The 11,664-nt window shown below is 40.3% G+C and carries 14 protein-coding genes and 1 pseudogene; 2 read left to right on the top strand and 13 right to left on the bottom strand.

What is annotated here, in order from left to right; all coding sequences use genetic code 11:
- Positions 1–84 precede the first annotated feature (84 nt).
- Positions 85–339 (bottom strand): DegV family protein, encoded by a 255-nt coding sequence (locus JOC49_RS10530; protein ID WP_204664994.1) that lies wholly within the window; start codon positions 337–339, stop codon positions 85–87.
- Positions 332–997 carry a DAK2 domain-containing protein gene (locus JOC49_RS10525; protein ID WP_204664993.1) on the bottom strand — a complete coding sequence of 222 codons (666 nt, stop codon included), beginning with the start codon at positions 995–997 and terminating at the stop codon, positions 332–334. Before JOC49_RS10525 ends, JOC49_RS10530 begins: the two co-directional genes overlap by 8 nt.
- 168 nt (positions 998–1,165) lie before the next feature.
- Here JOC49_RS10525 and sdaAB point away from each other — a divergent pair.
- A pseudogene (gene sdaAB / locus JOC49_RS10520) lies at positions 1,166–1,780 on the top strand (L-serine ammonia-lyase, iron-sulfur-dependent subunit beta); the annotation flags it as partial.
- A gap of 8 nt (positions 1,781–1,788) precedes the next feature.
- The gene (gene sdaAA, locus JOC49_RS10515; RefSeq protein ID WP_204664991.1) at positions 1,789–2,664 is read left to right on the top strand and encodes an L-serine ammonia-lyase, iron-sulfur-dependent, subunit alpha; all 876 of its coding nucleotides are present in this window, start codon (positions 1,789–1,791) and stop codon (positions 2,662–2,664) included.
- A gap of 53 nt (positions 2,665–2,717) precedes the next feature.
- Here sdaAA and msrA read toward each other — a convergent pair whose 3' ends face one another.
- The 11 genes from msrA to pdo form a co-directional block, all read right to left on the bottom strand.
- Complete coding sequence (gene msrA, locus JOC49_RS10510; RefSeq protein WP_204664990.1) at positions 2,718–3,188, bottom strand: peptide-methionine (S)-S-oxide reductase MsrA; 471 nt, start codon at positions 3,186–3,188, stop codon at positions 2,718–2,720.
- Between the two features lie 22 nt (positions 3,189–3,210).
- Positions 3,211–3,837 carry a cyclase family protein gene (locus JOC49_RS10505; RefSeq protein ID WP_204664989.1) on the bottom strand — a complete coding sequence of 209 codons (627 nt, stop codon included), beginning with the start codon at positions 3,835–3,837 and terminating at the stop codon, positions 3,211–3,213.
- Positions 3,821–5,194, bottom strand: a complete 1,374-nt coding sequence (gene zwf / locus JOC49_RS10500; protein WP_204664988.1) for a glucose-6-phosphate dehydrogenase — start codon at positions 5,192–5,194, stop codon at positions 3,821–3,823. The genes JOC49_RS10505 and zwf overlap by 17 nt, the downstream gene beginning before the upstream one ends.
- Positions 5,195–5,205: 11 nt before the next feature.
- Positions 5,206–6,105, bottom strand: coding sequence for a phosphogluconate dehydrogenase (NAD(+)-dependent, decarboxylating) (gene gnd, locus JOC49_RS10495; RefSeq protein WP_204664987.1), 900 nt, complete (start codon positions 6,103–6,105; stop codon positions 5,206–5,208).
- 13 nt (positions 6,106–6,118) lie between these two features.
- Entirely contained in the window at positions 6,119–6,994 is an 876-nt protein-coding gene (locus JOC49_RS10490; RefSeq protein WP_204664986.1) for a YegS/Rv2252/BmrU family lipid kinase, read from the bottom strand.
- Position 6,995: 1 nt separating this feature from the next.
- Entirely contained in the window at positions 6,996–7,358 is a 363-nt protein-coding gene (locus tag JOC49_RS10485) for a glutaredoxin family protein (RefSeq protein ID WP_204664985.1), read from the bottom strand.
- Positions 7,359–7,360: 2 nt separating this feature from the next.
- Positions 7,361–8,110, bottom strand: coding sequence for a GNAT family N-acetyltransferase (locus JOC49_RS10480; RefSeq protein WP_204664984.1), 750 nt, complete (start codon positions 8,108–8,110; stop codon positions 7,361–7,363).
- 19 nt (positions 8,111–8,129) lie between these two features.
- Positions 8,130–9,179, bottom strand: coding sequence for an A/G-specific adenine glycosylase (gene mutY, locus JOC49_RS10475; protein WP_204664983.1), 1,050 nt, complete (start codon positions 9,177–9,179; stop codon positions 8,130–8,132).
- Positions 9,169–10,008, bottom strand: a complete 840-nt coding sequence (locus JOC49_RS10470) for a sensor domain-containing diguanylate cyclase (RefSeq protein ID WP_204664982.1) — start codon at positions 10,006–10,008, stop codon at positions 9,169–9,171. Before JOC49_RS10470 ends, mutY begins: the two co-directional genes overlap by 11 nt.
- Complete coding sequence (locus JOC49_RS10465; RefSeq protein ID WP_204664981.1) at positions 10,008–10,922, bottom strand: alpha/beta hydrolase; 915 nt, start codon at positions 10,920–10,922, stop codon at positions 10,008–10,010. The genes JOC49_RS10470 and JOC49_RS10465 overlap by 1 nt, the downstream gene beginning before the upstream one ends.
- 81 nt (positions 10,923–11,003) lie before the next feature.
- Positions 11,004–11,651, bottom strand: coding sequence for a protein disulfide oxidoreductase (pdo, locus tag JOC49_RS10460; RefSeq protein ID WP_204664980.1), 648 nt, complete (start codon positions 11,649–11,651; stop codon positions 11,004–11,006).
- Between the last annotated feature and the right edge of the window lie 13 nt (positions 11,652–11,664).

The following is an 11,664-nucleotide window of genomic DNA, read 5'->3' as shown; positions in this document are numbered from 1 at the left end:
GTCAAAAACAAGTCGATTCATCCCCCACCTGCACTCTCACTCCGTGAGCAAGGTGGCTTAGAGGCGGGGGACTTCTCGGCTATTTTAGTTAAAATTTGAATACATGCCACTTAGGGCCGATGCCACACTCACAATAACAATTCCCTCATAATGTGCGGTCATCCATTCCAACTTTGCTTTGATTTGTTTTAAATCCGCCTGGGTACTGCTTGGATATGTCTTTGAATAATCCAATATCGTTTGAATGTTCTTCTGAGTAACTGTAAGTTTGTCCAAATACACACTCTCGTCCGCTATAAGGCCTAGAGACAAAACATGAATCTGTTCTCTTTCAATCAACTCTTGGGTTTTCAGAAACTGTTTTATCTGAAAAAGCTGCTGTTTTAATTTCAGAAAGCAACCGGTTAATTCCAGATAAAAACAAAACAAAACCTTTTGCACCGGAATCTACCACCTTGCTCCTTTTAAGGACTTCCAATTTTTCAGGCGTTTCTTCAAGGGCTATTTTAGCCCGGGTGTAAGCTGCTTCAAGCAAATCGCTAAAATAGTGATGTTTGCTGTGATTGTCACGTATATAGTCTGCCCACTCTCTAATAACCGTTAACATTGTGCCTTCAACTGGAGATGCCACTGCAGCATAAGCTTCTTGAACCGCTAACGTTGCACCATTGCTGAAATCTTCCATTGATACAGTTCTAAGCTGGCCACAAGCACTGGAAAAGCCATTTAAAAAACTCGCAAAAATAATCCCCGAATTCCCACGTGCACTCTCAAAAGCAGCATCAGACATGGACTGGATAACGACGTTAAAGTCTTCAGAGATTTCAGTTTCATCCACAATGGAATTTATAGTCAAAGCCAAATTGGTTCCAGTATCACCATCTTTCACGGGAAATACATTGATTCGATTCAAGTCGTCTTTGCCGCTATAGACCTCTTCAGCGCCAAACCGCAAATAATCGTAAAAGTCTTTTCCGTTAATCGTCGCTTTTTTCATACATTTATCTCCTCTTATGTTAAAATAAAATGAATACAAAATAGTTATACCCGAAATAAACGACCCTTTACCTAAAAGTTTCAAAATCTTTAATATAGGAGATTTTAAATGAAAGATTACACACTTTTTGACATTATAGGGCCTGTAATGATTGGCCCTTCCAGTTCGCATACAGCTGGCGCCTGCAGAATTGGTTATACTGCAAAGAACATCATAAAATTTGAGATCACAGAAGTTAAATTCATTTTATATGGTTCGTTTGCCAAAACCTACAAAGGCCACGGAACTGACATTGCCTTACTCGGTGGGTTTCTAGGGTTGCGTCCAGATGACGAGCGCCTTGTAGATGCCTTTCAAATGGCCAAGCACAAAGGACTCAATTACACTTTTGAAACTTCTGAAGATGAACAAAACCATCCAAACACCGTTAAAATAATCGCTAAAACCAACCGTCTAGAGACATGGGAAATCGTAGGTGTTTCAATAGGTGGTGGCAAAATGGTCATCGAATCCATCAACGGCATTAACGTTCAATACACTGGCGAATACAACACACTTGTCACCCACCACAAAGACAGCGCAGGGATGCTGACAAGAATCACTACCATTCTTTCAGAAAATCGCATCAACATTGCTTTTATGAAACTCTATAGGGAAGAAAAAGGGATAAAGGCCATTGGAATTATCGAAACAGATGAAGACATTGACCAAAGCATCATTGATGAACTCATTCGAATGGACGGTATGCTTTACGTTACTGTTATAAACAAAATTTACGAGTAGGAGGGCCTATGAAATTTTCATACAGCACCGATATCTTAAAGCACTGCAAAGAAAACAAAGTTTCCTTGGCTCAGGCCTCCATAGATTATGAAATCCAAAAGACAGGAAAAAGTTATGGATATATAAGAGATTACCTTAGAAACGTTTTAAACGTCATGACTTCCGCTGTTCACCTTGGGATTACGGATGAAGACAATAAAATCAAAGGTAAAATTATCGGAAACGACAGCGTTCTTCTAAAAAAAAGATACGATCACAATAAAACAGTATGTGGCAAAACCATTGCAACAGCGGTCAGTTATGCCCTTAGCACCATGGAGGTCAATGCGTCTATGGGAAAAATTGTCGCCTCACCTACAGCCGGATCTTGTGGCGTTTTGCCTGCTGTACTTATAACAACCAAAGAACGTTTTGACCTAAAGGAAAACGATCTGATCGAAGGGTTATTGGCTTCAAATCTGGTAGGCAGTTTAATCGCCCGAAACGCTTCCATTTCAGGCGCTGAAGGTGGTTGTCAAGCTGAGGTTGGTACAGCATCCGCCATGGCTTCTGCCGCAGTTGTCCATATGATGGGCGGCACACCAGATCAAGCCTTTCACGCAGCCGCTATGTGTCTTAAAAATCTTTTGGGCCTTGTGTGTGACCCCGTTGCAGGACTTGTGGAAAGCCCATGTGCCAAGCGTAATGGCATGGGGGCAGCCAACGCTTTAATGTGTGCAGAAATGGCGCTTTCAGGCATTGAAAGCATCATCCCTTTTGACGAAGTCGTCGAAGCCATGTATAGGGTTGGAAAAGCCTTGCCACCGTCCCTAAGAGAGACTTCATTGGGTGGTCTTGCCACAACCAAAACTGGCATTCAAATCAACACTGAACTCTTTAAATAAAAAATCCCCGTGCCTTATACGGTTTTTGAACGCATAAGGCACGGGGATTTCTTTTAAAAATGAATGTGGCAATACCCACCTGGATTTTTCTTTAAATAGTTCTGATGGTAGTCCTCAGCTGGATAATAGCACTTCAAAGGCTCAATTTCAGTTACAATTGGCTTTTTGTGTTTTTCTTGTTCCTTATTTTTAGACCTTAAAAGCAGGTCCAGTTCCGCGTCGTCAACATAATAAATGCCCGTTCGGTACTGAGAGCCTATATCCCCACCTTGTCGATTGAGTAGCGTCGGATCAATAACCTTCCAAAAGTGTTCTAAAATTGATTCTAAAGGCATCACCTCTGGATTGTATTCCAACAGAAGAACTTCAGCATGGCCAGTTGTATTGGTGCAAACCTCTTGATAAGTGGGATTTGCCGTATCGCCGTTTGCATAACCGACTTCCGTCCTTAAAATCCCATCAAACCTTTCAAAATAAGCTTCCATTCCCCAAAAACAGCCACCTGCAAGTACAATTTTCTTCATATATTCTTTCTCCTCAATTTCTTTATTTTGGATCTAAATAAATTCGAGCTGGCAGCCCTTCAACGCCTACAATTTTAAGTGGAAGACATATAAAGTCATACCGCCCACCTGATACAGCATCCAATTTCAGCCCTTCAATAATGGGAATTCCATTTGTTAAAAGGATTGTATGTGTTGGATGGTCTGGATCGCTGCGTTCAATTCCCAGAGCATCAATGCCCACTGCTTTAACCCCGAGATCTTTAAGATATGTTGCGCCCGATGCTTCCAGATAATCATAATTTGCATCAAAAACCTTGGCATAGGCATTTTTTGTTTTAATCACAACAATATCACCCGGTTGAATGGCCTGCTTTTCCAGAAAAGAAGCCGTCACTTCCGCTTCTTTTTCATTTGAAAAATCTACAACCACACAAGGCCCATTTACAGATGCTACGTCAAAATCCGTAGAATCCAATCCGCCATCAACCATATGAAGTGGCATGTCAATGTGGGTCCCTGCATGCAAATCCATATGCAAGGTACTTTCATGATATCCGTCTTTTGCATGGGTTGCACGCGTTTCAATTTTCGTCATTTTGACCGGTTTATTTTTATAAACCATCATGTCTTCCGAGATAGGTGTTGTGATATCAATCCATGTCTTCATCAAAAACCGGCTCCTTCCATCGTTTTTCACATTCAGATAAAATTTCGGACTCAGACCCATAAATTACAGGTTTTGAGAGGCCTTTTTTTTCAATCATCGCATCAATAATGCGCCAAGAACTTTCGATTTCATCCCATCTGGTAAATAAAGATGCATCATTATGCACCACATCAGATATAAGTTTTTCGTAGGCCTCAGGTGAATTTCCAACCACATTGCACAAATGGCAATAATCCAGTTTCATAGGCATCGTATAAGCGGCAAGCCCTGGCGCTTTCCCATTAAACTGAAGCACCAGACCTTCTCTTGGAAATATTTCAATGAAGAGTTTGTTCTTTTTAGGCATTCCCTTCTCAAAAAAGCAAGTTGCATCCTTAAAGGTAATTTCAATTCCCGCTCTTTTTTTAGACATCATCTTACCTGTTACCAAATAAAATGGCGTCTCTTTCCATCTCGGTGTGTCAATATACAATTTTAAGCCGACAAAAGTTTCAGTGGTTGACGCGGGGGCAATCCCTTTTTCATTCTGGTAGCCTGCATACTGACCATATATGACCTCATCAGATACTCTAACCCTGTCCAATACCGCAACTTTTTCATCTTTAATCAAGTTGTCATTAAGGCCGCCAGGAGGTTCCATAGCTACTAAAGACAAGGTTTGAAACAAATGATTCTGAACCATGTCCTTTAAAGCACCAGAATGGTCATAATAGCCACCCCTTTGCTTGACTGATTCTGTTTCCATCGCATAAATCTTAACACTCTCTATGCTTTCTGAATTCCAAATGTTTTCAAATATCTTATTGGCAAATCGCACCATTAAAATATTTTGAAGCATTTCCTTTCCTAAATAATGGTCAATCCGAAACACTTGGGATTCATCGATCGCTTCAAGAAGCAAACGGTTATAAGCCTTTGCACTCGCAAGATCTTCACCAAAAGGTTTCTCAAAAACAATTTTTTCTCTAAAATCATCTCGCCGGATCATTTTACATTGAATTAAGGCTTGTGCAATAATTGGGAAAAACCGTGGCGCTGTGGCCAGATAAAATATGCGATTTCTGTACTGACCAGGCAAGTCTTCCACGAATTTTTTAAAATCAGGGTAGGCTTCAGAATTTGAAAAATCCATTTGAAAATACAAAAGATGTTTCTTAAACGCTTCCCACCTTGGATAGTCACCGGACATTTTTTCCCGAATTTCATCTACAAATGCTTCAGATGTATACGCCCTACGTCCAATATTGATAACCTTAAAATTTTCAGGCATTTCTTCTTCAAAATAAAGATTGTAGAGTGCGGGAATCAATTTTTTTGTTGTCAAATCCCCCGTTGCACCAAATATAGTAAATAGCATCCAATCGCCCCTTACGCCTTATAGACTTTGTGTCCGCCAAATTGGTTTCTAAGGGCAGCCACTGATTTTTCAGAAAATCGAACATCATCCTTGGATTTATAACGTGTAAACAAAGACTGAGAAATAACAGGCGCAGACACCTTGAGACGAATCGATTCCTGAACGGTCCAATCCGCTTCACCAGAAGCATCCACTTTGCCCACAATTTCATCCAGATTTGGATCCGATTTAAACGCTTCATGCATCAACCGCATTAAAAGACCCTCAATGATAGACCCATTGCTCCAGACTTTAGATACCAGTTCAAAATCCAAATCAAATTCAGACGCTTTTAAAATATCAAATCCTTCTCCAATGGCTTGCATCATCCCATATTCAATGCCATTGTGAATCATCTTCACATAATGGCCACTTCCTGGCGCACCAAAATAGCCAAATCCACCTTCCACAGCAAGTGCTTTCAGCATTGGGGCCACATATTCAGCGGGCTCTGTATCCCCACCCATCATCAGACAGGCACCATGACGTGCACCTTCAGTACCACCACTCGTGCCGACATCAAGAAATGCAATTCCCTTGTCTTTTAAATAAGCATGCCGCCTCACGGTGTCATTGAAATTTGAATTGCCACCATCTATGACGATATCTCTTTCTCGTAACATCGGTAAAAGCGTTTCAATCATATCATCAACAGGTTGGCCTGCAGGAACCATCAACCAAATCACTTTTCGTTTTTCGCCAAAGGCAGCCACCAATTCTTCAATTGATTTAACCCCCACGACACCTTCTTTTGCAATTTCATCCACTTTTTCAGGGGACCTATTTGTCGCAACAACTTTATACCCTTGATCTCGCATATTTAAAGCCAGTGCGTAGCCCATTTTCCCAAGTCCAATAATACCAATATCCATACCATTTTCCTTTCTATTTTATAATTTGAAGTCGCTTTTGTTCGACTTGAATTTCAAGTGGTAAAGGCGGTCCCGCTTCACCGTCAAGGTCCGAAGTCAGGTCTGCCTGACATGAAACTTTAATGCGTGAAGCCTTTGCATAAATAATATGATCACTTTTAGGGTGTTCTCCGTTAACCACTTGCATCAATAAGAGGACAATTTCAATCACAGGGCACTTTTTAAAAATCAAAACATCTAAAAGACCATCACTGATATCTGAAAAAGGCGCAAGTTTTCGAAAAGCCCCAGCGGATTTTCCATTCATAACCAAAGCGAAAAAAATGTCTTCTTCCATATGACCATCATCGAGTTCAAAAGTTGCACGAATAGATTTTAGCCTCGGGAATTCTTCAATTCCTTTTATATAATAGGCCAATACGCCTAAAACGTTTTTTGCCTGCTCATTAACCCGCTGACTAATGTCCACTAAATTTCCAAAACTGGCAACATTAATAAAATATCGGTCATTAACCTTTCCAACATCTACATGAGCAACTGTATCGCGGAGTGCAACCTTTATCATGCCATCAATATCTTTAGGAATCCCAAAATACTGTGAAAAATCATTTGCAGTCCCTGTTGGAAATATTCCAATTGGCTTATGAATATCGAGATGCATCATGGTGTTTACCACTTGGTGAATGGTGCCATCACCACCTGCAACTAAAATTTTTTCAACGGATTCCATATCTTGATTTTTTAAAAAGGCTTCCATCTGGTCTGTGCCTGAAAGGCGATGTGGAATCACCTGTTTGCCTTTATTTTGAAAAGCTTCAATCACACGGTCTAATTCATCTGGAAATACACGCGTTCCAGCTTTTGGATTGTAAAGCAAAAGTACATTCATATCAGCCTCCTTGCTGCCACATGGATTTTGTGAGGACCACATAGGCATTGCCACAACTTTTACAGTTGACCTTTACTTTGCCCTTTCCCTTTGGCACCCTTGCCCGTTGACCACACTCGGGACATTTTTCAACTGTGTAATCAATTAAAGCTTCAATTTTATGCTTATCAAGCCCGACAATTGTTTCGTCACCAATAACAAAAGAAGGGACACCCATCAATTTTCTCTGAACCATTTCCTGCTGGGCTAAAGGATCAAGCTGAACGTTGCGTTCCACATATTTATACCCTTTTTCATCTAAAAACTGTTTGGCCGACTTACAATGCGGACAAGTTGAACTTGTAAACATCACAATATTCTTCATGACTAATTCCTTTCCAAATGATAATTTTGATCATAAACCTCAAATCCATATTTTGCGTAAAGTGCCCCTGCAATATCATTTTCATAGATTAAATGTAACGTCTTACCCTCTTGGATCAGACCCTCACCTAAAGCTTTAAAAGCAGCTTCACCATACCCTCTTTTTCTAAGATCTTCAGCACTTGCAACGCCTACAATCAAAGCAAAATCTTGAGTTTCAAAATCTGACTGTGCAACACTACAAAGTCTGCCGTTTTTTCGAACGATCATACCCCTGCCCCTGCCAGATTTTATCTTTTCACGCATGTATTCAATAGGCGAAAAGCCTCTAAATACACCTTGATACAATTGAATAACAGCCTCTAAATCCGACGCAACCATATTAGACGCAACATGCTTTACAGGGTGGCATTTCCAATTTACAGGCGAACAAGCTGCCAAATAGCTTCCCGGCTTAACCCTTGCATCGATGCCACAAGCCGTTAGACCAAGCATATGATCCCGCGTCACAATAACCTGAGTCCAGCTTAGCGTCCTTAAAAACTGAACTATCTCAAAATATACCCCTAAATCCGGTTTCCTATCACTTATCAAGAGTTGAATTGTCCCAGATTTTCGTTTCAGAAGTGTTACCGTTCCACCGCATAATGTTACAACGTCATCATAAGCGCTGGCACCTTTAATTACAGTTTGACAGATAAAATAATTTCGCGCAGGATCCTCAAGCGCCTTCTCTAAAAGAGCACTCCACATACATCCCCCTTATATGTCTTTATAGTAAATCCAATAATTTCTTAAAAGCCGTAGGAATAGCATAGTCCGAAAATGCACTGGGCTCAACCCACGCTATTTCAGGATCTTCAATTAAATCAGGCATTTCAATAAGATCATAATGGTACAGGGTCATTTCCCAAATTAAATGTGTGAAAATATGCGTTTTCCCTTTGGTTTCTTTGTCAAATTTTACTTGAATCCCAAAATCCGAAGCCAAATATTCCCTTGCCAGCCTTTCTGGCGACTGACATTCCCCATCAACCTGAACAACTGGAAAGCCCCATAAATTTGACAGGAGCCCGCCCACTGGACGCAAATGCATCAAATACGCCCCCTTGTGTTTCAATATCACAACCGCCATCCGAAGCCGTTCTTTTTTGGGGGTTGGGGTTTTAACTGGGTAATTTAACTGGGTTTCACTCGAGTAGGCCATACAGAAACTTTGAACTGGGCAAATATGGCATTTCGGGGATTTAGGTGTACAAATTGTTGCACCAAGTTCCATCAACCCCTGATTAAAATCACCTGAATCGTTAACCATAAGCCGCATTACTTCCGATTCAAATACAACTCTATTTTTAGGATTCCTTACATCTGCCTCTAACATTTTGATGCGTGATATGACCCGCATAACATTGCCATCTACCGCATGGCTTTTGACATTAAATGCAATGCTGGCAATTGCACCTGCCGTGTAAGGGCCTATTCCCGGGAGTTTTTTCAACCCCTCAACAGTTTGGGGAAACTTTCCCTCATAGGATTCTACAATTTCTTTTGCACACCGGATGAGATTTCGAGCCCTGCTATAATAACCCAAGCCTTCCCACAATTTGTAAACCTCAGATTCATTTGCCTGTGCAAGCGCATTTACAGTTGGGTATTTTTTTATAAACCGATTGTAATACCCAATGACTGTAACCACTTGCGTCTGTTGAAGCATAATCTCAGAGAGCCATATACAATAGGGGTCTTGCGTAACCCGCCAAGGCAAATCACGTTTAACCAAATGATACCAGTCAATCAAAGCCCTTCCAAAATCATTTGACATGACTTGAATTTCCTCCCTTGGATTTGGCAGTTTTTAAATTGACTGCCAACCGATCCATTAAACTTTCATATGAGTCATCTGTTCGAATCTTAGTACCGCCAATGGAAACTGTCACTTCAACATCCTTAAACAACTCGCCTCTAATGGCACTATTTTCTGCAATAATTCTGAGTCTTTCAGCCATACGCCGCATATCTGCTTGGGATACGGAATCCATAAGTACAATAAAGGCATCTCCATGCCATCTGCCAACCAGATCTGCCGTCAGCAAGGACGCCTTATAGCTCATGCCAATCATCTTGAAAATACGATCACAAAAGGATTTGCCATAGGTCTGATTCATAGCTTCAAAATTATCGATATCCACCATAAAAATACCCAGCGGAACGCCAAAACCTTTATAGGCAGCCAATCGATGCTTAATAAGATAGGCCACATACCCTTTATTTGCAAGCCCCGTGACCCTATCCAAAGTTCCCTTTGCTAAGCTACTTGTGCTTTTTGATTTGGCTTCATGAAACAGTTCAACAATTAGAGACGATTCCAAATCGGATTCAAGCTTGAGCGTTTTCATGTAAACGGGTATTCGATGGCCCAAAGCATGTTGAATGTAAACCAGTTCGTCTTCTTTATAGCGCGGGAGAATACTAAGTTGCATCCCATTTTCATCAATAATATTCAATAGATTATCATGTTCAAATCGACCAACTGCATCTGTTGCTTTGAAACCTGTCATGCTTTCAGCAGCAGGGTTAAAAAACACAATTTTTCGATTTTCATCTAAGACATATGCCCCTTCATACAAATCCATTAACCATTTGAATGCCATTAAATGCCTCCCTTTTTCTTTTCTTCAATTGCTTCTATAAAAGACGCCACCACTTCACGATATTTCTGCGGATCTACCTGATAGGCCTTTGCATGCGTCGCGCCTTCAACCAAATAAAGGTGTTTAAAGCCAGGGTGTGCGTCATAGAGCGTCTTCGTTTGAGCGCATGGTGTATAGGCATCTGCCAATCCATGGATCCATAAAACAGGTAACTTAAGTTTAGAAACAGCTTTAAGCGGATTCATAGCACTGAAAAAAACGCCTGTCTTCAAATAGGAAAAAAATGATGCGATATATAAAACAGGAAAAGCAGGTAAATGTTTTTCCACCTTTAGTCTATATTTAAACTCATTAAAAGCCGTGTCAAAGCTACAATCTGAAATAATAAAAGCTATTCGAGAATCCAATATCCCGTGTTGAAGCGCTGTTGCTGCACCCATAGACTCCCCATGTAAACCTATCTCTTGATGACTTCCCAATTTAACCACGACATAATCAACAATTTGCGCTAAATCTAGTTTCTCGTAATAGCCAAAAGTTGTAACATCACCACCACTTTTGCCATGATTGGGCTGATCATAGAGCACAATATTATACCCCCATTCATGAAACATTTTTAAATATTTCACACCACCATATAAATTATAGGTAATCCCATGGACAAATATCATTGTGCGGGTAGAACCCGGTGTTTCTATAAGAATCCCCCTCAAAGGATACCCATGCTGGGAAGTTACTTCAAAAGGTTTTTTTTCTAAAACTTCGTAATATTCAAGTTCTAAAGGCTGATCTTTAAGTTCACGTTCTCGTGCATCTTCATGGGTCCATGTTTCCGGAAATAAAGCAACTTTTGTGAAATGATTTCCAAACCCAACAGCTGCAAGTACCAAAAGCCAGAACAACGTCCAAATCATTGCAACCACCTCCACAACTTGATTATAACATAAAAAAACCGGATACCAGGCGCTAGCCCTATACCCGGTTTAAAATAAATATTACTGCTGTGTCTTTGCTATTTCCTCAAGAAAAGCTTCTAAAGGCTGATTCCCAACCAATTCATATTGATCATTGATTACAATCTTTGGCACTGAAGAAACATTAAATTTATTTGAAATTTCATCAAATGTTTGCGCCTCAATCATCTCTGCATCAATAAACGAGTTTTCAAGTGCCAACTTGTGGGCTTTTTGTACCGCACCTGGACAATGTGGACAGCTTAAAGTAACAAACACCTTAATGTTAACTGGTTTTTTTACAGATTCAAGTTGCGCTGTAAATTCCTCTGGGAGTGGCTCACCTGATCCAGATACTTCCAAAATCCCTGGAATAAACGAATTGATTTCATGACCAGCAGGGATCCCATTAAATTTTACGCCACGGTACTTCTTATCAGAATCTAACATTACAATACTTGGTACCATTTCAACATTATAAGCTTTTGCTCTTTCACTGTCTTCTTCTAAATCCAATGTTTCTAAATGGATTTTATCACTAAGCGCCTCAATTTCTTTCATAAAAGAAATCGTTTCCTCACAGGAATAGCATGCACCCTTTTGCGTAAATACTGCCAAAGTCATGTCATTTTTCATTGCTGAAAAAACTTCTTTTAATTGTCCTTGTAATTCTTCATTCAATAAAGCCATTTTAATTCTCCTT

The organism is Fusibacter tunisiensis (genome assembly GCF_016908355.1).
GTDB classification, from domain to species: domain Bacteria; phylum Bacillota; class Clostridia; order Peptostreptococcales; family Acidaminobacteraceae; genus Fusibacter_D; species Fusibacter_D tunisiensis.
The sequence above is the reverse complement of the archived record's forward strand: the minus strand, read 5'-3'. Positions and strand labels throughout refer to the sequence as shown.